The sequence below is a fragment of the Clostridium sp. HMP27 genome (genome assembly GCF_000765165.1).
Taxonomy (GTDB): domain Bacteria; phylum Bacillota; class Clostridia; order Clostridiales; family Clostridiaceae; genus Clostridium_AK.
This window is the reverse complement of the sequence record NZ_JMFY01000031.1, coordinates 20,166-43,261: the sequence shown is the minus strand read 5'-3', so window position 1 is coordinate 43,261 and position 23,096 is coordinate 20,166. Positions and strand designations below refer to the sequence as shown.

At 33.3% G+C, this 23,096-nt stretch carries 22 protein-coding genes; 17 read left to right on the top strand and 5 right to left on the bottom strand.

What is annotated here, in order from left to right; genetic code table 11:
• Positions 1-47: 47 nt before the first annotated feature.
• Positions 48-428: a helix-turn-helix domain-containing protein gene (locus DP68_RS13800; RefSeq protein WP_035310496.1), complete on the bottom strand. Its 381-nt coding sequence runs from the start codon at positions 426-428 to the stop codon at positions 48-50.
• Between the two features lie 180 nt (positions 429-608).
• Here DP68_RS13800 and DP68_RS13795 point away from each other — a divergent pair, with 180 nt between their 5' ends.
• The gene (locus DP68_RS13795; RefSeq protein WP_035310494.1) at positions 609-899 is read left to right on the top strand and encodes a hypothetical protein; all 291 of its coding nucleotides are present in this window, start codon (positions 609-611) and stop codon (positions 897-899) included.
• Between the two features lie 70 nt (positions 900-969).
• Here the strand turns inward: DP68_RS13795 and DP68_RS13790 are convergent, their stop codons facing one another.
• Complete coding sequence (locus tag DP68_RS13790; RefSeq protein WP_035310492.1) at positions 970-1,677, bottom strand: helix-turn-helix transcriptional regulator; 708 nt, start codon at positions 1,675-1,677, stop codon at positions 970-972.
• A gap of 346 nt (positions 1,678-2,023) precedes the next feature.
• Here DP68_RS13790 and DP68_RS13785 point away from each other — a divergent pair, with 346 nt between their 5' ends.
• From DP68_RS13785 to DP68_RS13755, 7 genes are all read left to right on the top strand, one after another.
• Positions 2,024-3,244, top strand: a complete 1,221-nt coding sequence (locus DP68_RS13785; RefSeq protein ID WP_035310490.1) for a PatB family C-S lyase — start codon at positions 2,024-2,026, stop codon at positions 3,242-3,244.
• 19 nt (positions 3,245-3,263) lie between these two features.
• Positions 3,264-3,635, top strand: coding sequence for a RidA family protein (locus tag DP68_RS13780; RefSeq protein WP_035310489.1), 372 nt, complete (start codon positions 3,264-3,266; stop codon positions 3,633-3,635).
• Between the two features lie 16 nt (positions 3,636-3,651).
• Positions 3,652-3,918 carry a glutaredoxin gene (locus DP68_RS13775; protein ID WP_035310486.1) on the top strand — a complete coding sequence of 89 codons (267 nt, stop codon included), beginning with the start codon at positions 3,652-3,654 and terminating at the stop codon, positions 3,916-3,918.
• 3 nt (positions 3,919-3,921) lie between these two features.
• On the top strand, positions 3,922-5,106 hold the full coding sequence (locus DP68_RS13770; protein WP_035310484.1) for a MalY/PatB family protein: 1,185 nt from the start codon (positions 3,922-3,924) through the stop codon (positions 5,104-5,106).
• 40 nt (positions 5,107-5,146) lie between these two features.
• On the top strand, positions 5,147-6,568 hold the full coding sequence (locus DP68_RS13765; protein WP_035310482.1) for a sodium:alanine symporter family protein: 1,422 nt from the start codon (positions 5,147-5,149) through the stop codon (positions 6,566-6,568).
• A 168-nt stretch (positions 6,569-6,736) separates the two neighbouring features.
• Positions 6,737-7,762, top strand: a complete 1,026-nt coding sequence (locus DP68_RS13760) for a branched-chain amino acid aminotransferase (protein WP_035310480.1) — start codon at positions 6,737-6,739, stop codon at positions 7,760-7,762.
• A 166-nt stretch (positions 7,763-7,928) separates the two neighbouring features.
• Entirely contained in the window at positions 7,929-9,128 is a 1,200-nt protein-coding gene (locus DP68_RS13755) for a DUF401 family protein (protein ID WP_052085812.1), read from the top strand.
• Between the two features lie 56 nt (positions 9,129-9,184).
• On the opposite strand, the gene DP68_RS13750 is transcribed toward DP68_RS13755, so the two are convergent.
• Positions 9,185-10,978 carry a sigma-54-dependent Fis family transcriptional regulator gene (locus DP68_RS13750; protein WP_035310477.1) on the bottom strand — a complete coding sequence of 598 codons (1,794 nt, stop codon included), beginning with the start codon at positions 10,976-10,978 and terminating at the stop codon, positions 9,185-9,187.
• Between the two features lie 211 nt (positions 10,979-11,189).
• On the opposite strand from DP68_RS13750, the gene DP68_RS13745 reads away from it, so the two are divergent.
• The 9 genes from DP68_RS13745 (at position 11,190) to DP68_RS13705 (ending at position 22,066) form a co-directional block, all read left to right on the top strand.
• Entirely contained in the window at positions 11,190-12,344 is a 1,155-nt protein-coding gene (locus tag DP68_RS13745) for an iron-containing alcohol dehydrogenase (RefSeq protein ID WP_035310475.1), read from the top strand.
• Between the two features lie 14 nt (positions 12,345-12,358).
• Positions 12,359-13,411: a 4-hydroxythreonine-4-phosphate dehydrogenase PdxA gene (gene pdxA / locus DP68_RS13740; RefSeq protein WP_035310473.1), complete on the top strand. Its 1,053-nt coding sequence runs from the start codon at positions 12,359-12,361 to the stop codon at positions 13,409-13,411.
• Positions 13,408-14,664: a four-carbon acid sugar kinase family protein gene (locus DP68_RS13735; RefSeq protein WP_035310472.1), complete on the top strand. Its 1,257-nt coding sequence runs from the start codon at positions 13,408-13,410 to the stop codon at positions 14,662-14,664. Before pdxA ends, DP68_RS13735 begins: the two co-directional genes overlap by 4 nt.
• Positions 14,665-14,806: 142 nt before the next feature.
• Positions 14,807-15,868 carry a TAXI family TRAP transporter solute-binding subunit gene (locus tag DP68_RS13730; protein ID WP_035310470.1) on the top strand — a complete coding sequence of 354 codons (1,062 nt, stop codon included), beginning with the start codon at positions 14,807-14,809 and terminating at the stop codon, positions 15,866-15,868.
• Between the two features lie 134 nt (positions 15,869-16,002).
• Positions 16,003-17,961 carry a TRAP transporter fused permease subunit gene (locus tag DP68_RS13725; protein ID WP_291549320.1) on the top strand — a complete coding sequence of 653 codons (1,959 nt, stop codon included), beginning with the start codon at positions 16,003-16,005 and terminating at the stop codon, positions 17,959-17,961.
• 48 nt (positions 17,962-18,009) lie between these two features.
• Entirely contained in the window at positions 18,010-18,906 is an 897-nt protein-coding gene (gene dapA / locus DP68_RS13720) for a 4-hydroxy-tetrahydrodipicolinate synthase (protein ID WP_035310468.1), read from the top strand.
• Between the two features lie 19 nt (positions 18,907-18,925).
• Positions 18,926-19,384, top strand: coding sequence for a YhcH/YjgK/YiaL family protein (locus DP68_RS13715; RefSeq protein WP_035310466.1), 459 nt, complete (start codon positions 18,926-18,928; stop codon positions 19,382-19,384).
• A gap of 215 nt (positions 19,385-19,599) precedes the next feature.
• Positions 19,600-20,352, top strand: a complete 753-nt coding sequence (locus DP68_RS13710) for a DUF4184 family protein (RefSeq protein ID WP_363330960.1) — start codon at positions 19,600-19,602, stop codon at positions 20,350-20,352.
• A 307-nt stretch (positions 20,353-20,659) separates the two neighbouring features.
• Positions 20,660-22,066, top strand: a complete 1,407-nt coding sequence (locus DP68_RS13705; RefSeq protein ID WP_035310462.1) for a P-loop NTPase fold protein — start codon at positions 20,660-20,662, stop codon at positions 22,064-22,066.
• A gap of 181 nt (positions 22,067-22,247) precedes the next feature.
• On the opposite strand, the gene DP68_RS19700 is transcribed toward DP68_RS13705, so the two are convergent.
• Both DP68_RS19700 and DP68_RS13700 read right to left on the bottom strand, forming a co-directional pair.
• Positions 22,248-22,412 carry a hypothetical protein gene (locus DP68_RS19700; RefSeq protein ID WP_204599595.1) on the bottom strand — a complete coding sequence of 55 codons (165 nt, stop codon included), beginning with the start codon at positions 22,410-22,412 and terminating at the stop codon, positions 22,248-22,250.
• A gap of 63 nt (positions 22,413-22,475) precedes the next feature.
• Positions 22,476-23,075: a hypothetical protein gene (locus DP68_RS13700; protein WP_035310461.1), complete on the bottom strand. Its 600-nt coding sequence runs from the start codon at positions 23,073-23,075 to the stop codon at positions 22,476-22,478.
• Positions 23,076-23,096 lie beyond the last annotated feature (21 nt).

Sequence of the window (23,096 nt, the reverse complement as noted above, 5' to 3'; positions counted from 1 at the left end):
GCTTCTTTTATTTTAAGTAAGCATTGATTTTAAATAGCTTAGTTACTTTATTCATTATTATAATCACATTTCTGGCATTGAGCCATTATATGTTCACTTTCATTTTTATGATAAGCCCCAGACCATCTACAAATACTTTGTAAAATAGGCACAACAGATTTACCCTTATCTGTTAATGAATACTCTACCTTAGGGGGAATTTCATTATATTGTTCCCGCCTTACTATGTTATCTGAAATTAAGCTTTTCAAAGTTGACGCTAATACTGCATCAGTTATATCTGTCATTTCCTTACGAATTTCACTGTAACGCAGGGTATGTTTTTCAGCCAGCACACATATAATACGCGAATTCCACTTACCACCGAATATATCCAATCCGTACTCTAAGGGGCATCTAATTTCCTTTTCTAATTTGGGTTTATACATCTTCCATCCCTCCAATACTTTTTATATATAAATTATATTCTATTGCTATCAATTTACAAGTTACTATGAAATTTATTAGTTACTCATAAATTTGTTGATATCTTTTACTTATGTAGCTTTTTTAATAAAATTTGATTATGAAGTAAACAAATATAAGAATGTTTAGGGAGGAATTTTACAATGGAAGTAAAAGCTTATCTTGAAATCACAATGAAAATCAGCAACACAAACAGAGGCGCTGCAGGAAAGATTTATGCGGATTATCGCGCGCCATTTTTAAATAACATACCTGGTGCCCTTACTAAAGACCTTTTAATTCGCGATGAAGACGTTCAGGTACTTCACGGATTTGACAGCGTAGAGCATGCACAGGCATATTTAGATAGTGAGTTATTCAACAAAGATGTTTTTGTAGGTCTCAAACCATTGTGGGCTGCTGACCCAGATGTGAAGATATACAGTGTAGCATAGTTTTTAATTATCCAAAAGCCGTACAACTATTAGATTGTACGGCTTTTTACATATTAATAATGATCCCTCTCTAAGTTACAGATAGCATGTTGTATAATTTCAGCAATCGTATATCATCTTTGGAAACCTTAAGCTGATGAATCAGAGCAGAATCTTCCTTTAAACGGGTTTTCGAAAACAGCATTTTAACAGCAATTGGCATCATTGGTCTCGACGAGAATCCGTTAAACAATCCCCATTTAGTGCCGGAATCTAAATAGGAGGCTAGTATTTGAACGCTGGCCTTTTCCATAGGTGTATCCTTGTTAACAAGGGAAATGCGTGTAAGAGCATCATAATGTTCAATATATCCCCAATAGGTGTTTTCACAGTTTTGATAATTCTCAAAATCTTTATAGTTCATATACATCATAATTTTGTATTGGTTATTTTCTGTTTCAGAGAGAACGTCAAATACACAACGTATGATATTATTGCTTCGGCCGTCATAAAGATAGGAGTAAAATTGGGATGCGCCACTGAAAAAGGCAGGGCTGTTATTTTGGGGAGAGATAACAGTACGTTTGGGACGAAGGTAAAGCAATTGCTCAACATGAATTTGCAGAGCATCAGCAATTTCATATAGTGTTTGTATATCAATAGAGATTTCTCCTTTTTCATATTTGGAAATTGTGGATTTACTTTTATGAAGCATATTGGATAGCTCATCCAGTGTTAATTTTCGCATTTTTCTAAAAGCGCGAATTTGTTTGCCAACCTGTGTACTAATCTCAGACATAACTTTCCTCCCTGTATAAATAAATAGTTTCGTATAAATACACAAAATTTAAAAAGTTCTATAAGTTTTCGTTATATAGAAAAATTTTAGCATAAAAGAGGCAGGAAATCCATTGTGAGTAGAAAAAAGTAAAAAAAAGTCCATCCACAGGAAACTTTGAGTGGTTTGATATGGAAAAACTTAATTGCTAAAATTAGATACAAGATGAGGCTGCACATAAAAAGAAAGGAATGAGATGTATTAAATTTTGTACAAACTATACCCGGACACTAAAAACAAAGAAGTAGACTAGGGGCAGATCATCATAGTAGAAAATTCCATTTTAATGGAATAGGAGGAATAAAGTATGTATAATTTTGATGAAATTATTGACCGTAGAAATACAAATGCCATGAATACGGATGGATTCCGCAGCTATATTTTTCATGCAGATGACACAATGATCTTTCCTTATAAAGATGAAGAATTTATAAGGATGTGGGTTGCAGATATGGAATTTGCGACTCCAGATGTTGTAATTGATGGTATTAAAGAACGTCTGGAAAAACGTATTTTCGGATATACAAGAGTATTTGAAAATAGCTATTATGAGGTTTTTGCCAATTGGTGCAAGAAGCGTTATGGATGGACATTTGATAAAAAGGAGCTAGTTATGTCAAATGGTATTATTCCAGCATTGTACGAGCTAGTGGATTATATTTGTAAAGAGGATGAAAAGGTTCTCTTCTTAACACCATCCTATGCATATTTCAAGTATGCAGCTGATTTTAATCATAGAGAGTGCGTATGCTCAGACTTAGTTAATGAAGATGGATATTATACAATAGACTTTGAAGATTTAGAAAGAAAAGCTGCAGATGAGAAGACAACACTCCTTATTCTTTGTAATCCTCACAATCCTACAGGCCGTGTATGGAAAGAGGATGAACTTAAGAAAATGGCAGAAATTATAGAAAAGCATCAGCTTTGGGTTATTTCCGATGAGATCCACTGCGATTTAATACGCCTTAATCAAACACATATTCCACTAGGGAAGGTTATGCCAGATTATAATAAACTAGTTACCTGTATGGCACCTAGCAAAACATTTAATATGGCTGGCCTTATGATTTCACATATTGTTATTCCAGATGAAAAACTTAGAGAAATATGGCTTAGCAGACATTATAATTTTGATAATCCTTTAAGCATTGCAGCTGCTCAAGCAGCCTATGAAAAAGGAGAAGCTTGGCTTGAGGAATTACGAGCTTATTTAGATGAAAATTTCAGATTTACTAAGGAATATCTTTCAGAAAATTTACCAAAGGCAAAATTTAAAATATCGGAAGCCACTTATCTTGCATGGGTAGATTTAAGTGCTTATTTTGAGGAAGATGAGAATTTACCATTGTTCTTTGCATATAAGGCAGGGGTTCTGCTTGAAGGCGGAAATATGTTCGTTCAAAATTCCGACGGTTTTATTAGGTTAAATTTAGCATGTCCGAAGTCTGTCATAGAAGAAGGTTTGAAACGTATATGTGAGGCAGTTAATACAAAACATAATGAAAAATACACAGAAATTTGTTAGTTTTATAGGAGGCAGAATTATGAAGATTATTGAAACAAAAAATGCACCGGGAGCAATTGGACCTTATTCTCAGGGATTTGTGGTAAACGGGATTGTATACACTTCCGGACAGATTCCAGTCAATCCAGAAGATGGCACTGTAGCAGAAGGAATAGCCGCACAAACAGAACAGAGCTGTAAAAATGTTGGAGCAATTCTTTCAGAGGTAGGAACGGGTTTTGATAAAGTGTTTAAAACCACATGTTTTTTAGCTGATATGGGAGACTTTGCAGCTTTTAATGAAGTTTATGCTAAGTACTTTGTATCAAAGCCAGCTAGAAGTTGTGTTGCAGTAAAAACACTTCCAAAGGGAGTTCTTTGCGAAATAGAAGCAATTGCTATTGAAAAATAAAAAGGAGACGTGAATAATGAAGGTTAATGTAATTGGAAGTCATTTATGTAAAGATACTTTATATGCGCTATACAAGCTAAAAGACCAAAAAGCAGAGGTTCAATTTGAGGATATTTCCTCAAGTTTCCCTGCACTTAAGGCTTTTTTAGAGGTGCGTGAAAACAATCCAATGTACGATAATGTAAAAAAGAATGGTGGCATTGGAATTCCATTCTTTACGTTAGAAGATGGCGCACAAACCTTTGAACTGGATGAAGTTCTGAAGAAAGTTCAGGAGGGGTAGTTTATGGACAAACAAGAGTTCTTAGAAAAGTATCTAGTGGAGCGACGTGGGACAAACTGTTTCAAATGGGATGGTTTACAAAGTAAATATGGAGATTCTAATCTGATTTCCATGTGGATTGCAGATATGGAATTTAAAACCTGTGACCAGGTTACTGAGGCCATGACCCAAAGAATCAAGCATGGGGTATTTGGATATTCCTCTGTTTCAGATGAATATTATAAAGCATTTTCGGATTGGATGGAGGAGAGATATAATTTTCCAATTCAAAAAGAGTGGGTACGTTTTTCAACAGGTTGTATAACCGCAATTGCATGGGCTATTCATGCATTTACAAATCCAGAAGATGCTTGTCTGATTTTAACACCAGTTTATTATCCATTCCACAATGTAGTTACAAACAATGGAAGAAAGCTAGTGGCTGTTGATTTGGATTACAATGAAGGATATTTCACCATGAATTATGAAGCAATTGAAAAGACAATAGTGGAAAATGAAGTAAAAATGTTTATCCAATGTTCCCCACACAATCCAGTAGGAAGAGTGTGGAGGGAGGAGGAACTAGATAAAGTTCTGGCAATATGTAAAAAACACAATGTTTTAGTAGTAAGTGATGAAATTCATCAGGATATTGTACTTGGAGAAAATTCATTTATCCCATCTGCAGCTGTTTCTGAGGGGATATATCGTGATATAGTTATCACAGTATCTTCTGCTTCGAAAACGTTTAATTTAGCATCATTGCTTCATTCGCATATTATCATTACAAATGATAATTTAATGAAAGTTTTCGATAAATTTGCCAGTGGATTAAATCGAACAGAGATGAATATCATGGGGCTGACCGCTACTATGTCAGCATATACTCATGGCGGACAGTGGTTGTCAAATCTTATGGAAGTAATTAGTGATAATTATAATTATCTAAAAGAGGAATTAAATGAAAAGCTTTCAGATGTAACGGTTTGTGCTTTAGAAGGAACTTATTTGCTGTTTATTGATATGCGTAAATGTATTGAACCGGAAAAATTACAGAAATTTATTCAGGATAAATGCCATCTAGCGGTAGATTATGGCGAACAGTTTGGTGAAAACTATAAAGGCTTTATTAGATTGAATTTAGCAACAGATCCTAAATATGTGAAGCAGGCAGTAGAAAACATCATTACAGAGGTGAGAAAGCTTTAATTAAAATTAAAGATGAAATATGTAAACGGAGGGCATAAATATGGGAAATTTATTAGCAACTTTGGCTGATTTTTTATGGGGATTACCGCTTATTATACTTGTAATCGGTTCAGGCTTATTTTTCACAATTGGTTCGGGATTTTTCCAGTTTAGAAAATTTGGCTTTATTATGAAAAAAACATTTGGATCTATATTTAAGAGCGATAATAGTAGCGAAAAGGGTATTGTATCACCTATTCAAGCAGTAAGTATAGCATTAGCAAGTACAATTGGTGTTGGAAATATTGCAGGGGTGGCAAGTGCTATAGCAACTGGTGGACCAGGAGCAGTGTTCTGGATGTGGGTAGCTGCATTTGTAGGAATGATGACTAAAATGGTTGAAGTGACACTAGCTGTTCATTATAGGGAAGTAAATCCTGATGGGAGCACATACGGTGGTCCAATGTATTATATTAAAAAAGGACTAGGAATAGAGCGCGGTGTGAAATGGTGGAAGTTACTGGCGGGAATATTTATATTCGGAATGTTTTTTGTAATATTTATTAGCTTACAGTCATACACAGTGGCAGAATCATTCGAATCAACATTTGGAATACCAATGATGGTAACTGGAACTATTTATGTTGTACTTACTTATTTAGTTCTATTTGGAGGAATCAAAAGAATTGCAGAAATGGCATCAAAAGTTGTTCCATTAATGACAGGATTCTATTTAGTTGGTGGATTAATTATTATATTTATAAATATTGAAAATGTAGTTCCAACTTTTAGCCTTATTTTTCATGCTGCATTTAAGCCAATGGCTGCAGTAGGGGGCTTCGGTGGTGCTGCTTTATCAGCGGTAATCAAGAGAGGTGTTTCAAGGTCTGTATATAGTAATGAAGCTGGCTTTGGTACAGCACCAATGGCACATGCAACAGCTAAAGTAAAGAGTGCAATTGATCAGGGATTATGGGGAACATTTGAAGTGTTTGTTGATACTATAATAGTTGGTACTATGACATCGCTTGTGATATTAACTACAGGAGTATGGTCCTCTGGAGCTTCAGGTGCAACATTAACATTAACAGCATTTGAATCAGCTCTTGGTTATCCGGGAAGAGTATTATTAAATGTGGCTATATTTATATTTGCATGGACCACATCAACAGGTCAATGGACATATGCTGAGACAATCCTAAAGTTTATGTTTGGCGAGTCAGAAAAGAACGAGCAAATTATTAAAGTTATAAGATATATTTATCCTTTGTCACAGTACGCAATGGTTGTACTTGCAGTTACAGTAGGGCTTCCACCAAAGACAATGTGGTTATTTGCTGATGTAATGACTGCTTTGCCTACATTTATTAATGTACTTACCTGCGTGGCACTTAGTGGAGTATTCTTTAAGCTGCTTAAAGATTATGAAAGTAAACTAAGGAATAATTCCATTGCACATTTGAAAGAGGATGTTACAGAGTAGAAAAAATGATTGAACATGAGTAATATATTTAGTAATAAATAAAAGTAATTTAGAGATTACTCTATAACACAGAAAAAGAATTACAGGGTTTTTGAAATAAAACTCTGTAATTCTTTATATATAAATAAAAAGCTTTACCCTAATTTAGATGAAATGGAAGGCGAGAATATGGAAAAAAAGAATTTAGTATGGGAAAACATAGGGTTCTCATATCGAGAAACTGAAAAGCGATATGTTTCAAATTATAAAAATGGTGAGTGGGACAAGGGAACACTTACTTCAGATTCAAATATTATTTTAAATGAATCTGCAGGTGTTTTTCAATATTGCCAGTCAATATTTGAAGGATTAAAGGCTTATACAACAAAAGATGGAAGTATTGTAACATTCCGTCCTGATTTAAATGCAGAGCGTATGATAAATTCCGCAAAAGGTTTGGAAATGCCGCCATTTCCAAAAGAACGATTTTTAGATGCAATTGATCAGGTAGTAAAAGCAAATGCTGCCTGGGTTCCACCCTACGGAAGCGGAGCAACACTTTACTTGAGACCTTATATGTTTGCATCCTCCCCGGTAATTGGTGTGAAGCCAGCAGAGGAATATCAGTTCCGCGTACTATGTACCCCGGTTGGGCCTTATTTTAAAGGTGGTGTAAAACCATTAACAATTTGTGTCAGTGATTTTGACCGAGCTGCGCCACATGGAACCGGACATTTAAAAGCGGGGCTAAATTATGCAATGAGTTTGCATGCATATGTGGAATCACATCGAAAAGGATTTGATGAGAACATGTTTCTAGATTCTGCTACGAGAACCTTCGTGGAAGAAACCGGCGGAGCTAATTTCTATTTTGTAACAAAAGATAATGAAATTGTTATTCCAAAATCAGAGTCTATTTTACCATCTATTACAAGACGCTCTATGATGATTGTGGCAGAGAAATATCTTGGTTTGAAAGTGATTGAGAGACCAGTTAGATTGTCTGAAATCAATTCTTTTGTAGAATGTGGCTTGTGTGGAACAGCAGCGGTGATTTCTCCAGTAGGGAAAGTGGTAGATCATGAAAAAGAAATTTGTTTTTCTGGCTGTCAGGAGACTATGGGACCTGTTACCCAAAAGCTTTATGATACATTAACTGGAATTCAGTTAGGAGATGTAGAGGCACCAGAAGGATGGATTAGGAAGATTTGTTGATTGTTATAATAAAATAGTAGTGAAATAGTTAAATGCAACATATAACTATTAAAAATAATAGTTACTAATAAATTCACTTATATATTGATTGCTTGAAGTATTTTCCATAAAATATGCTTAGGAGTTATAGTTAAATTGCAATAAGATATGAGGAGGTTTAATAAAAATGCAGATCATATATCTGGCGGTTGTATTCCTTGTAATCATTGGCCTGCTGGCAATTCGACGTCCGTTGTATCAGGCGATTCTGGGAGGGTTAATTGTCACAGCATTCTTTTACCAGATTCCACCTGTGGAGATTGGAAGACGGACAACCATGGTAATTACCAAGTGGTCATCGTTGTCTGTGCTGTTATCCCTGTATTTGATTACTTTTTTACAGCGGATTTTGGAATCCCGAAGCCAAATTAAACTAGCACAGCAGGATTTGGACGGAATCTTTCATAACCGCCGGATTAATACAGCGGGAGCAGCTCTATTCATTGGGCTGCTTCCATCGGCGGCATCCATGGTTCTGTGCAGTGATATCGTAAAAGATGCCACGGATGGATATCTGGAGCCCAAGGATCAGGCCTTTGTGGCTAGCTGGTTCCGGCATATTCCAGAAAGCACATTGCCTACTTACACTGGTGTGCTGCTGATGCTGACATTGTCAGGGGTACCTATTTCTCAATTCCTGATGGGAATGATTGTGCCAATCATTGTACTGGTGGTGTTGGGATACCTGCCATATCTAAGGAGACTTCCGAAAAATCCTGGAACACCGGGGAGTGATTCACGTGCAAAAGATGTGATGCATTTGTTTCAGCATTTATGGTCGCTATTGCTGATTTTGGTGTTGATTTTGGGATTTGGACTTTCCGTTGTTTCATCGGTACTGATGTCCATTGTTGCATCTATACTGGCTTATCATGTTGGAACCGCAGAACTGTTGCCCATGTTTCGTTCCGCCTTTGAAAGGAAGATGCTGATTAATACATTTCTGGTACTGGTTTTAAAAGAATTTATTGATTATACCGGTGTTCTGGAACTGCTGCCTGAAGCTATGGCAACATTGCCGCTTCAGACCTATCTTGTATTCGCACTGATGTTTTTCGTGGCAACTGCAATCAGTGGCACAACGGGAGCCATCGCCATGGGAACTCCGCTGGCATTTGCTGCTATCCCCGGTGGCATGCCGCTGATGGTATACCTTATGTGCATCTGTCATGCAGCAAGTCAGGTATCCCCCACACATATATGTCTGGTAATAGCAGCTGATTATTTCAATGTGACTTTAGGAGAATTGATTAGAAAAACATTGCCCATGTCATTATTGTTTTGTATTTTAATGACTATTTACTATAATATTTTATTGATTATATAATAGGCTGCCTTTTTAAGGCAGCTAATTTGCTTATATATAGATGATAAAATGTAAATCTATACATGAGATTTCGTCATTCTCCATAAAGTACTGCGGCTAATGCCAAGGCGTTCGGCAGCTTTTCCCTGATTCATATTTTCTTCAGCTAAAACAAGGCGTATAATATCATAACTAATATCGCTCAAAGGTTGGTTTAGATTAATAAGCGCAGAACCAGGAATCTTTGATAAAACTTGAGAAGGAGATTCCTTTTTTAAAATTCTATAAGTATTTTCCTTGCTTATATAAGATGTAGAAGTAATAACCACCAATTCCTGTATAACCCTTTTAAGTTGATCTAAATTGTTTTCCCAATAAAAACCTTGTAATAAAGTTATAGCTTCTGGCTCAAAACCAATAATTTGTTTTCCGAGAGAAGTGTTAAATGCATTGATGTAAAGAGTAGAAATACTTGCAATATCATCAGTTCTCTCTCTCAATGGAGGTAATTGTAGTGTGAGACAGGAAAGATGATTCGTTAAATACTTGTAAATTGGATTCTCCTGTATTAAAGAATTGTTATTGCATACAAATGAAAATATTATTCTGTTTCGTTTATGGAAGTTAGTATTTTCTAGAAGATATACTAGCTTGCTAATTTGAAGGCTGCTTAGCTTATCTATATTTTTAAAATAAATAGTTGTATGAACGCCATTAAGTGGAGAATTATCGCTGCTTAACAATGTTGACCAATGTCTATCGTTAGTTAATTCACAGTCTATAATATAAGAAGGGTTATTCTTGTAAGGACCGTTTTCATAAATAATAGTAGCTGCTTTGCTTTTTCCAGTACCAATTTCACCCATGATAAGTATAGGTAGAGTAGTATGACTATATTCCTCTATTGTGTTTTGAATATCACTATTATAATTTAGGCTACTGAAGTAATTAGTTAAATCATAACCATCTTCTTCTTTTTTATTATAAAGAGAAATACTATCATCATTTAAAATCAAGTGATTGTTTTTGAATGATATATAGATAATAATATAAAGTTGATCATCACACATTACATGTTTATTGTAAATAGTTAGAATAAAGTTCTTACACTTTTTTTCAATTCTATAATTAGTATCTTCAATAAAATTAGATAATCCTTCTTTTATCCAAGTAAGTATTTTATTATTTTCTTCTGATTCTGAAAGTGTAGAAAAACAAAGTTTTCCTGTGGCATCGTACATAACAACTTTATTATCACTTTCTTTTAATACCATTTGGTATAAATCTCTTTGTTTTTGTATGTAATGAAATCTATTTGACAATTCAATTGCCTGATTAAAAGCGGCTTCAATACTTTCTGTTCCCGAGGTAATCAGTATGGCATTCATTCCATTTTGTCTTGCTACAGTAAAACTAATTACGTCGCAAAGAACCATACCGTAACCCTTATCTTTTAAAGAAGCTAATTGGGTGTTTACATCTAAATCTGATGTAATTGTATAAATATCAATTTTATATTGCAACAAATCACAAAGTAAATAGGCACAATTTGTGATACTTGGATAACCCACAATAGCAAATTTGTCTGTATAGTTTTCAGCTAATTTAATAGCACGAAGCACATCATATACAGAAATAGAAATTTCTACGATAGGCATATCTATAGCTTTTTCAATCATTTCTGCAGTACCCCCACGAGAAATGATAATATCATAGTTCTCATCTAAAGTTTCTTGTACAATTTGCAAACCATTTTTTAAATTTCCGACTTTTACAGTAAGGCTGATATCTTCTCTATGATTAGCAATACTTAACATTGCTTCTTTCATACCTTCGTATGGAGCTATCGCTAATATTTTAGTTTTATTCATAATGCCCTCCTTATGAAATGTTCTAATATAAAACAATTATAATAAAAAGTATATAAAAAAACAACCATTATTTAACTTAGTTTCAAATTGAAACAAAAATATGTAAAAAAATAGTTGAATGATAAGGGTGTAATCGTTAAAATTAGATATATAAACCAAATATATGAAGTGAAATGATTTATAATGAAATATCACAAAAGGGGGCCATGAAATGAAAACTTACCAAGTTCAGGTTCCACCTTATGTATATGGTGGGGAAGGATGCATTGATAGGATAAAAGAAATTATAATTAGAGAAGCATCTAAGAGAATAATTGTTTTCACAGATAATGGAATTTGTTCTACTGGGATATTAGATATTTTACTTAGAAATTTAGATGAAATTAAAGCCCATTATAAAGTTTTTAGTAATTTAGCTACAGAACCTAGTTACCGTGATATAGAAAATTTAATGAATGAAGTTGAAAATTATAATGGTGACATTATAGTTGCAATTGGAGGAGGCAGTGTTATGGACGCAGCAAAATTGTGTTCCTTATTAAACAATGCAGCCTATACAATAAAAGATTTACTTTTAGATCCAACAAAAGCTGAAAAACATATGAAATCCATTATGATTCCAACCACATGTGGAACTGGTTCTGAGGCAACATGCAATGCCATAGTTCTAGTACCAGAAGAAGATTTAAAGATTGGTATTGTAAATAGCAGTATGATACCAGATTACGTAATTTTAGACCCTTTAATGATTAAGAAACTTCCCAAATCACTTGTTGCATCTACAGGTATTGATGCACTAGCTCATGCAGTAGAATGTTTCACATCAAAAAAAGCAACACCCTTTAGCGATACATACGCGCTAGCTTCAGCTAAACTAATTTTTCAAAACATAAGAGATGCTTATAGTAATCCAGAGAATATGGAAGCAAAAAATAACATGATGCTAGGTGCTTTTTATGGTGGACTAGCAATTACAGCAAGCGGAACAACAGCAGTACATGCATTATCTTATCCATTAGGAGGAAAATATCATATTCCTCATGGGGTGTCCAATGCAATAATGTTCGCTCATGTTATGGAGTTTAATAAAGAAGCTTGTAAAGATAGACTTGCAGATATTTATGATGTAATAAAGAAAGATGGCAATTTAGGGGAAGAAGCAGAAAAAGCTCAATATGTTATAGATGAAATATCAGATATTGTTAAATTCACAGACATTCCAACAAGTCTTGAGGAATTCGGAGTAAAACCTGAAGATATAGATTTTCTAGTAAATGCAGCGGCTAAAGTTACAAGGCTTCTATCAAATAATAGAAGAGAATTAAGTTTAGAAGATATAAGGAGTATTTACAAAAAGGTATTGTAGGGTGAGGGGATAAAATGGATGATAGGGCAATTATAGGAATTACCATGGGTGACCCAGCAAGTATAGGACCAGAGATATCTGTTAAGGCTTTATCAAAAGAAGATATATACAGCAGGTGCAGGCCGGTAATTATTGGTGATGCTAAAGTAATGAGGAATGCAGTAAGGCTTGTTGGGATGGAAGATAAAATTAATATTAATGAAATAAAATCAGTAAAAGATGCTAAGTTTCAGGCAGGAACTATAGACGTTTATGACATGAATTTGATAGATACAGATGAATTAGAACTAGGAAAAATTTCTGTTATGGGTGGAGAAGCAGCTTTTCAATATGTAAAAAAAGTAATTGAGCTGGCAATGAATAGGGAAGTGGATGCAACAGTAACTAATGCATTAAATAAAGAAGCTATTAATTTGGCAGGACATCACTACTCAGGACATACTGAGATATATGCTAAGTTTACTAATACAGAAAGATATACTATGATGCTTGCTTATGAGAACCTAAGAGTGGTACATGTATCTACTCATGTATCTTTGAGAGAAGCATGTGATAGAGTAAAGAAACAAAGAGTGTTAGATGTGATTCGCATGGCCAACAATGCTTGTAAGTCTTTGGGAATAAGTAAGCCAAGCATTGGGGTAGCGGGACTTAATCCACATTGTGGAGAGAATGGTTTGTTTGGAACAGAGGAAATAGAAGAAATTATCCCTGCTATTAAAGAAGCAATTAGTGAAGGAATTTATGTGACAGGGCCAATACCACCTGATACAGTATTTTCCAAAGCAAGGGGCGGCTGGTATGATATTGTGGTTGCAATGTATCATGATCAAGGGCATATTCCACTTAAAGTATTGGGATTTCAATATGACAGTGAAAGTAATGAGTGGAAGGCAGTTGAAGGCGTAAACCTAACCTTAGGCCTCCCAATTATTCGTACATCAGTTGATCACGGGACGGCATTTGACCATGCAGGGAAGGGCGATGCTAATGAACTAAGTTTAATGAATGCAATAGATTATGCAATTATAATGACAAAAGATAAAAAACGCGAGGATACTATATGATTAAGTTATTAATTATTGCAGATGACTTTACTGGCGCACTTGACACTGGTGTTCAATTCGTTAATAAGGGTATTGAAACAAAAATTATTACTGATATTAACTTTGATTTTAAGACAATCCGCGACACAACCGAAGTTCTAGTTATCGATTCTGAAACAAGGCCTTTAAGCAAAGAAAAAGCTTATAATGTAGTTTATAATATAGTAAAACGTGGAGTGGAAGCTGGAATTAATGTAATTTATAAGAAGACAGATTCTGCTTTAAGAGGAAATATCGGAAGTGAGCTAACAGCAGTTATAGATGCAGGAGGAGGAGCAATTTTATCCTTTATTCCAGCTTTTCCAAAAGCAAATCGAATTACCAAGGAAGGGATTCACTACTTGGGAGGTGTTCCGATTAGTGAAACTGCCTTTGGAAAAGATCCATTTGAACCAGTTACTAGTTCCTATGTACCAGATATTATTAAAGTACAAAGTAATGTAAAAGTAGCATGTATAAAGGAAGCAAGTGATTTTAAGTTAAATGATGATGATAAAAAAATTGTTATATTTGACGCTGAGACCGATGAAGATATTATGAAAATTGCACGTAAATTAAAAGAAACTAAGAATTTAAAATTTATAGCTGGATGTGCAGGATTTGCCTCATATCTTCCAGAAATTCTAGAGTTAACGGGCACAAATAATGAAGTTCTAGAAAAGACTGAAGGAGTTTTTGTTGCTTGTGGAAGCTTAAATCCAATTACTAAGGAGCAAGTGAAATATGCATTATCTAATGGATTTAATCACATCAACTTGACACCAGAACAAAAACTAAATACTGATTATTTTAAAAAAGAAAATGGTAAAAAAGAATTGTCACAAATAATTGAAAGCTGTAAGCAGAACAAATTGCTTATAGTAGATACATTCGATGTACAGAACATGGATGCTACGCTGAATTATGCTAAAGAAAATGGAATTAGAAAAAAAGATATAAGAAATAAGATATCTGACTGCCTAGGAGAAGTTGTAAAAAGTATTATGGATAGTGGAATTTCTCGAACATTTATGATTACAGGCGGGGATACTTTGATGGGGCTTATGAGGCAAGTAAATTGTACTCAATTGCATCCAGTATGTGAAATTGAGCAAGGAGCAGTATTATCTTTTATGTATCTAAATGAGAAAAAACTACAGATAGTATCTAAATCTGGAGGATTTGGTGAAAAGGAAGTTATAGTGAAAATTGCACAAAAAGTTTCAAACTTATAAATGCAGTGGTGATGCAGCATGAGTTCATAGCTAAAATTCATCTTTGTGTTATACCCTTTTGGTATTAAGTATAATTTGCTCCATCTTAAGTGGAGTTTAATTAGAAATAAATTTAAAATAATTTGGTAAAGGATGGGTTATTATGAAAATGTTTAAAACAAGAAAAGCAATTGCAATGGCTTTATCGGCAATGGTATTGTTATCATTTTCTGGTTGTGGCAGCAAAACCAGCAGTACATCTTCTCAAACAACACCTAATTCCAATACAAGTAAAGCAGTTCACCTAGTATTTGCTACAGATGCAGTTGGTTCATCTAATTATACTATTGCTTCATCATTGTCAACAACATTGAAGGAATATCTTCCAGCTGGTTCAAGCATAGATGTACAGCCAATATCTCCTGGAAATATGGGAGCGGCGTATCTTTTTGAAAATGGGACTGCAGATATCACCTTTATAAACGGTGCTCCTGCAAAAATGGCATATAATGATGGTACCCTTGGTAAGCCTAAAACACAGAAATTCAAAGCACTTGCTGGACACCTTACAAATGTTGCAGCAGTTACTTATTTCTCAAATGCCTTTGTTAAAAAATATGGAGTTACCACTTTAGAAGATGTTGTAGCAAAGAAGATTCCTATTAGAATAGGAACTAGCCCAAAGGGTTCAATGGATGAATGGTGTGCAAGCCTTGCTTTAAAACATCTTGGAGTTACCTATGCTGATATCAAATCATGGGGAGGAGATGTAATTAACGCTGGTGGATCTCAATTATCAAATATGTTGAAAGACGGTAAAGTAGATATGATATTAAATCACACATCACAGCAATCCTCTGATGTAACTCAGGATGCAATGACTGTTCCTGTTACATTTGTACAGATGGGTGATAGTCTCCTTAATTATTTTGTAGCACAAGGTTTTGAAAAAATAAAATATCCTGCAGGTTTATGGAAAGGAATGGAAAAAGAAAGAATTTTTGCAGGTACACCTGATTGTCTTTATGTTTCTTCCAATATGCCTGATGATATTGCATATGCTCTTACAAAAGGTTTATGTGAAAAGAGAGATGAATTAGTAAAACAATTTGCTTCAATAGCACCTTTTGATCCTAAAACTGCATGGCAGCCAGACAAAGTAGGCGGAGTTCCACTTAGTGCTGGAGCAGAAAAGTACTATAAGGAAGCTGGCTATATAAAATAATACGAGTATGTTATGAGAAGTACAGGCTAAGTGTTTATATTAAGTCTTGTATGTAACCTAAAACTAAATGGAAACCTTTAAATAATACGCTTTTTATAGGTTTCCATTTTACTATTAATAGTAGAGGTGAGGGAATGAAAAAAATATTTAATAAAGATAAAATGGTGGATAAAGCCATAGCAGCAGAAGAAGAATTAAAAGAAAAGCCCAAAATGTCAAAACAGAGATTTGGCGTTATTGCTGTATTATCTATCATATTCCTGGTTTTTCAGATTTATATAGGAGCAGTAAAACCTCTGGATGCGAAAATATCAATCCCTGTTCATCTTTGTCTTGCATTGGCTATTACTTTCTTATATAAACCTTTGGCTGAAAAATTTAAGAATAAGTGGTTATGGATTATAGATTTTGCTCTTATTATAGGATTAGCAATAACGGTATTTTACTTTATTACAAATAACAATCGCCTTCTTTACAGAATTATGATGGTTGACCCAATGCTTCCTATTGATTTGTTCTGTTCATATTTCTTATTGGTTGCAATTATGGAAGCAGTTCGCAGAACTCTTGGTATGAACTTGTACTTATTTATACTTGTATTTATTGCTTATGCTTTTCTTGGTCAGCATCTATCAGGTCCATTGCAATATGCAGGGATGACATGGAAGCAGTTTGGTGAAATGCTAACAATGACTCAAGATGGAATATTAGGTACTCCGCTTGGGGTATCAGTTGACACTTTATTTTACTTCCTTTTGTTTGGAGCATTTTTCGCTAAATGCGGTGGTGGACAGGTGCTAATTGATCTTGGTATGAAATTGAGTGATAAGACTGTAGGTGGCCCTGCCAAGGCTGCTGTAATTTCAAGTGCATTAATGGGAATGATTAGCGGTAGTGCTGTTGCTAACGTAACATCTACAGGTGTTTTTACAATTCCTCTAATGAAAAAAGCTGGTTATACTCCTGAAGAAGCAGGAGCAATTGAATCAGTTTCATCTACTGGTGGTCAAATTATGCCGCCTATCATGGGTGTTGGTGCTTTTATTATGGCAGAAATGATTGGTATAAGCTATACAAGGATTGCGCTAGCAGCATTAATACCAGCTCTAGCATATTATTTATCTGAGTTTATGCTAGTACATTTTCTTGCTAAAAAACGAAAGCTTGAGAACAAGGGAGCGCCAGAACTAAAGTATACTTGTGCACCTATTAAGCCAAGGTTATACCAGTTGGTTCCTATATTGGTTCTTGTAATATTGATATTTATGGGAGAATCATTAACTCGTGCAGCTTTAATTGGTACAATCCTTGCCATCATTATAAGCATGTTTAGCTCTGAAACAAAAATGAATTTAAGTCTTTTTACAGATGCCATGCTTGATGGTATTAGACAGGCAGCAGGTATAGCAATTCCAACAGGTGCTTGCGGTATAATGATAGGTATTGTTGTACGTTCTGGTTTTGCAAATAAATTAACTAGCATTATAGCTGTTGTAGGCCAATCAAATCTGTTGGTTGCACTATTAATTGCAATGGTTGGGTGTTTGATTCTTGGAATGGCACTACCTACTGTAGCAGCTTATTTGATTGCTAATGTGTTATTCTGTCCTACAATTGTTAAATTAGGAATACCTGTATTACCTGCAAATATGTTTATCTTTTATTTTGGAGTTATTGCACAAATTACACCACCAGTATGTCTCGCTTCCTTTACAGCAGCGGGTATTGCGGAAGGAAATTCATGGCAGACAGGTTGGAAAGCATTTATTTATGCCTTTGTATCTTTCTTAGTACCATATGTATTTGTTTACCAGCCAGCAATTTTACTTGTTGGTAGTGTAACCAGCATAGTTACCACTACTATTTTGATGGCTATAGGTGTTACCTATTTAGCAGGGGGTGTTTCAGGATATTTCTTTATTACTTTAAAGCATACCTGGGAGAAAGTCCTTATGTTTGTTATAGCAGTACTAATCATATCTCCTGAAAAAATAACTACTATGATCGGAATTGTAGCTGCTATAGTAGTTGGGGGTTTTCTATTTAGTAAGGCTAAAAAAGAAAAAAATGAAGCTTACAGTTTAAATGCTTAAAACTAAACAACACACATATTAAAAACATTAATTAAAGGAGTGAGTAATATGGATATAGGTGGAATAATAGCTGCAATGGCTACTCCTATGTATGAAGATGGTACAATAAATGAGGCTGAATTAAGAAATCAAGTGAATAGACAAATAAATGCAGGAATGAATGGTATATTTTGCTTAGGGACCAATGGAGAAGCCTACATTTTAAGTAAAGAAGAGAAAATTAGAGTTATGGAGATATTTGTAGAAGAAGCAAGAGGGCGCGTACCAGTATATGCAGGTACAGGGTGTGTAGGAACAAAAGATACAATTGAGCTTTCTGAAAAGGCACAGGAAATAGGAGTGAGTGCTCTTTCTATTATATCTCCTTACTTTGCTGCTATTAACCAGACTGAGATTTATGAACACTATGCTGCAATAGCAAAATCAGTGGATTTGCCAATTGTTATGTATAATATGCCAGCAAGAACTGGAAATAATATAGACTATACAACAGCATCTAAACTTGCAGCAAACTTTAAGAATGTCGCAGGCATTAAAGATAGTAGTGGGAACTTTGATAATATTTTAAGGTATATAGAAGATACAGATAAGGAAACTTTCTCTGTTTTGTCTGGTAATGATTCATTAATATTGTGGACACTAATGGCAGGTGGAAAAGGTGGCATTACCGGAGTTGCAAATATTTTACCAGATATTATGGTTAGCATTTATAAGCATTGGAATGAGGGAGATTTTGAGAAGGCTAAGGAGGCTCAGGATTCCATTCGACCTATAAGAGATTGTTTTAAATATGGAAACCCTAATTCAATTGTAAAGAGAGCTGCAAATTTGATTGGACAGCCTTTAGGACCATGCCGTAAACCTTTTGGCATGGTATCCAAGGATGCAGACGAGGCTATAATTAATACAATTAAAAAATATTATTCTCAATACGCAAATATTTAAATATTAGGTGGGGATTTTTATGATTATAGCTGGATTAAATAGTCTAGCACCGTATAAGGCAATAAGTAAAAATATGAGCCTTGCTATAGAATACTTAGAGAGAATAGACTTAGAATCATTAGAAGATGGTAAATATTCTATTGATGGTGACGACGTGTATGCCGTGGTAAGCACTTACATGACTAGGGAGCATAATGAAAGTAAATATGAAAATCATCGTAATTATATTGATATACAATGTCTTATCTGTGGGGAAGAATTGGTATTTTGTAATCAATCTTATACAATGGAAAGAGATGGAGATTACAATACAATAAATGATAAATTAAATTTCAAAGATAAAAGCGGTGAAATAACAATTCATTTAAAACCTGGCTTAGCTTCAATATTTTACCCTAATGATGCGCATAAGGCCTGCTGCAAGATTGGTGATGAACCTAAACAGGTTAGAAAGCTGTTGATTAAAGTAAAACTGTAGTAAAATCATAAGACACATAAGACATCAACAAGAGTTTAGAGATAAATTCAATGATAGATAAAAAACAAACAAATAGTATGCGTTATGCAAAAAAAGCCAATGCTTGCCCAAGCATTGGCTTAAATTCTTTAAGTATATATTCTTTTCATTATGATATTACAATGTTGTAAAACACTATGGCTATAACTTATAATAAACATATACTGTAAATTTAAATAAACTTTCTAAAGGAGAATATTATACCTTTTACGTTAGCACATCCTTCAGTAGTTATATTTTCAAAAAGTAAAAAAATAAATCTAGGAGGCTTAATTTTAGGTTCAATGGCTCCAGATTTTATATATTTTTTATTATTTAGCCCTAGTAGTAATTTAGGGCATACACCTATGGGTTTTATTTTTTTAAATCTGCCTATTTGCTTTTTAATAAATTTCTTATTTTATAAATACATAAAAGATTTTTTTATATTAACTCTGCCAAATTTTATATCTAAAAGATATCTGTACCTTACTAAAAAGAAGAATGATATAACTAATACAAAAGAACTCATAATTTTTTCTTATTCATGTATAATTGGTATGCTGACACATGTATTTTGGGATTCATTTACACATAAATCAGGGCTATTTGTTGAGAATATGGAGCTTTTAAGAAATGAAATAACATTAGCAGGTCATAATATTCCTATGTATAAATTACTTCAGCATGGTAGTGCCCTGATAGGGTTTTTAATATTGTTTGTTTTTTTATACAGCATTAGAGACAAAAAACCAAAATCTATGAATACATCTATAAACAAGTTTAACTTCTTAAGGTCTGTTTTTTTAATAGAAATTACTACTTTAATATTAGGTTATATATTTTCAGTAAATATTAAAGGGTATTTTGGTATAGGGCAGCTGGTGGTTACTTTTATAAATGGATTATTTTTAGGATATCTACTTACTGGTATAAGACACCGTTTATAATTATTAGAATATTGGGAGCAGAAATAAATGAAATATAGTATAGTGTGGTGCCACTATGGCATCTAATATTGTAAAGCATTAGGTGCATAAGGCATAATAAATATATACATAAAATTATTAAAGAGGGAGAAAAGTTATGGGCATTAAATATAAAGGTAATTTAATTGAGCCTGTAAGAAAAGTTTGTAAAAGCAGCTTTCTATGGTAAAATAATGGTAAGGAATAAGTTAAATATGGATATTAATTTTTAATTTTAATCTAATAAATGCATTGTATTAATAATAGAGTATATGAACGGGGGATGAAATTGTATAAGGACTTAGTGATTTTAGAGAACAACCCTTTTAAAGATGATAAATTTAATAGGAAAGAATTTATAGACAATTTAATGTCAGTTTTAAGTACTTATGATTCAGGAATGGTAGTATCCATTGATTCAGCATTTGGAACTGGGAAAACTACATTTGTTAAGATGTGGGAAGAATACTTGAAAAATGAAAAGTTTAATCAAAGTTTTATGCCTATTTATTTTAATGTTTGGGATAATGATGATACACAAGACCCTTTAATCCCATTAATAAGTTTGCTTTCTAATCATTTGTTTAATGAAAAAGAAAAGGAATTTAAAGAAACAGGACTATATAAAGTTGGAAGGAAATTATTGAAAGCAGGATTACCAATTGCTCTTAAAGCAGAAACAGGTGAAATGATTGATTTATCTAACATGAAATTCAATGATGGTGCTGAAAGTTGCATGGAAGATTATGCAGAAAAAGTAGGAAAAACAATTTTTGATAATTACAAAGAGAAAAATGATCTAAAAGTTGAGTTCAAAAATACATTAATGGAGTATCAAAAACTAATTAATAAAAAAGTTATAATATTTATTGATGAGTTAGATAGATGTAGACCTCTGTATGCTATAGAAGTATTAGACATGATAAAGCATTTTTTTGAATTAGATAATTTTATCTTTGTATTATGTATGGATAAAAATCAGTTATCACATTCAATTGGTACTGTATATGGAAATAATATGGATAGCGTTGGGTATTTAAGAAGATTTATTGACTTAGAATTTACTCTTCCACAACCTGATATAAATACATATTTTAACTATATGATATCACAATATGAACTACAGTTTAAAAATCAAGAGTATTTTTGGTATATTATAAAGAAACTATCTATAATTAATAATATTTCTTTAAGGGATATAGATAAGCTATTTATAAATTTAAAAGTTTTACTGCCTCAAATTGATATATTAAAAGAAAATACAAATTTTAAGTTAGCTTATACTTTAACTGTAAGTAATATATATGCTTATCTATTAGTTTTAAAAATCAAAAGACCTCTAGATTATAATAAAATACTAGAAAAAAACTATACTCAAAGAGAAATCGTTAATTTGGTTAGTAATTTAGGTATAGATGATTTAACAGTATATTTTACAAACTATGATGATAAATTTATTAGCAAAGTGTTACATGATTCTATCAGAAAGTTTCTTGAACTTAATTTGCAGGATTTTAGCAACAAAGAAACATATGCTAAAATTACAAATGAAAACTCTAATAGGTACAGAATTGGCACAGGAGACGATTTTAATGATAGCAACTCATTTAAGTTAACAGATCTATGGAAAGAAGAAAATGGGGAATGTGACATAATAACAAACTTAACATTCACTAATAACATTAAAACACAATAGTAAATCTTAAGTTTGTAGTGCTTTTGTAACGGCTAATTTAAACAATCAAGAGTTATCAGAATATAGTGAGTTATTCAGCAACGATGTTTTTATATATATTCCAATAATAATCCTATATTTAAGTTACAGATAAAACATAACCAAGTGAATTTTCACTTGGTTACATCTTGTATAAAGATATTTAATTACCAAATCTATTAAAATGGTCGCTTTTAAATCCCTGATTTTTTATAGATTTGTGTTTTGCATTAGGATTATGGTTATGGCCTTCTTCAGTTATTGGAGTTTGATAATTACATTTTTCCATTCTTGCTACCTTATTATCTGGTTGACTATCTTTTGGCATAAGAATCCCTCCTTAGCATAATATCTTTACACAGTTAGTTTGTACATCGCTACATAAATTATTCTAGCTAAATTCATGCCCTGGTATTCCATTATTAACATAGGTTTTACCTTCCAATGGCGCAAATCCAGATATCTGCATGTCTGTTACAACAGGATATGCTCTATGATTATTTGGAAATGTAAAATTAAGGGTATAATTTTTTCCGTAAAAAGCAGCCTTTGTTCCATCTCCTATAAAAACCGCTGTATTTGTAAGGAAAATAACTTTTTTATTTTCTGTTTTTCCATCCACTTGATATATTGTAAAATCAAAAGAATTGTCCCTCACATTGGAAATGACAACTTCACAAGAACTTTCCAAAATATTATCACCAAAACGCCTGTCGTCAAAATAAGTGCCTTCATATAATTTAACCTTACCACTTACCTTAGCTTTTTCTGGAGCGATATTATTTTCGTCTTTTCCTAACTTTTCAGTTGAATTTACTTCCTTAGAAGAATCTTTTGATGTTTCTTTTTTCTGGTCCTGTGATATTGAAGAGTTTTCTTTATTGGAATAATCAATTGTAGATTTATCAATAGAGCAGCCAATTAATATATTTGCAAAGAACAAGGATAAAATAACAAGAATAGATTTTTTCTTTAAAAATTTTGACTTCATTATTTAAGGATCCTTTCTTTA

Bases quoted from the DNA above. Each gene is read 5' to 3' on its own strand.
- DP68_RS13800 (WP_035310496.1), bottom strand. From the start codon at position 428: ATGTATAAACCCAAATTAGAAAAGGAAATTAGATGCCCCTTAGAGTAC.
- DP68_RS13795 (WP_035310494.1), top strand. From the start codon at position 609: ATGGAAGTAAAAGCTTATCTTGAAATCACAATGAAAATCAGCAACACA.
- DP68_RS13790 (WP_035310492.1), bottom strand. From the start codon at position 1,677: ATGTCTGAGATTAGTACACAGGTTGGCAAACAAATTCGCGCTTTTAGA.
- DP68_RS13785 (WP_035310490.1), top strand. From the start codon at position 2,024: ATGTATAATTTTGATGAAATTATTGACCGTAGAAATACAAATGCCATG.
- DP68_RS13780 (WP_035310489.1), top strand. From the start codon at position 3,264: ATGAAGATTATTGAAACAAAAAATGCACCGGGAGCAATTGGACCTTAT.
- DP68_RS13775 (WP_035310486.1), top strand. From the start codon at position 3,652: ATGAAGGTTAATGTAATTGGAAGTCATTTATGTAAAGATACTTTATAT.
- DP68_RS13770 (WP_035310484.1), top strand. From the start codon at position 3,922: ATGGACAAACAAGAGTTCTTAGAAAAGTATCTAGTGGAGCGACGTGGG.
- DP68_RS13765 (WP_035310482.1), top strand. From the start codon at position 5,147: ATGGGAAATTTATTAGCAACTTTGGCTGATTTTTTATGGGGATTACCG.
- DP68_RS13760 (WP_035310480.1), top strand. From the start codon at position 6,737: ATGGAAAAAAAGAATTTAGTATGGGAAAACATAGGGTTCTCATATCGA.
- DP68_RS13755 (WP_052085812.1), top strand. From the start codon at position 7,929: ATGCAGATCATATATCTGGCGGTTGTATTCCTTGTAATCATTGGCCTG.
- DP68_RS13750 (WP_035310477.1), bottom strand. From the start codon at position 10,978: ATGAATAAAACTAAAATATTAGCGATAGCTCCATACGAAGGTATGAAA.
- DP68_RS13745 (WP_035310475.1), top strand. From the start codon at position 11,190: ATGAAAACTTACCAAGTTCAGGTTCCACCTTATGTATATGGTGGGGAA.
- pdxA (WP_035310473.1), top strand. From the start codon at position 12,359: ATGGATGATAGGGCAATTATAGGAATTACCATGGGTGACCCAGCAAGT.
- DP68_RS13735 (WP_035310472.1), top strand. From the start codon at position 13,408: ATGATTAAGTTATTAATTATTGCAGATGACTTTACTGGCGCACTTGAC.
- DP68_RS13730 (WP_035310470.1), top strand. From the start codon at position 14,807: ATGAAAATGTTTAAAACAAGAAAAGCAATTGCAATGGCTTTATCGGCA.
- DP68_RS13725 (WP_291549320.1), top strand. From the start codon at position 16,003: ATGAAAAAAATATTTAATAAAGATAAAATGGTGGATAAAGCCATAGCA.
- dapA (WP_035310468.1), top strand. From the start codon at position 18,010: ATGGATATAGGTGGAATAATAGCTGCAATGGCTACTCCTATGTATGAA.
- DP68_RS13715 (WP_035310466.1), top strand. From the start codon at position 18,926: ATGATTATAGCTGGATTAAATAGTCTAGCACCGTATAAGGCAATAAGT.
- DP68_RS19700 (WP_204599595.1), bottom strand. From the start codon at position 22,412: ATGCCAAAAGATAGTCAACCAGATAATAAGGTAGCAAGAATGGAAAAA.
- DP68_RS13700 (WP_035310461.1), bottom strand. From the start codon at position 23,075: ATGAAGTCAAAATTTTTAAAGAAAAAATCTATTCTTGTTATTTTATCC.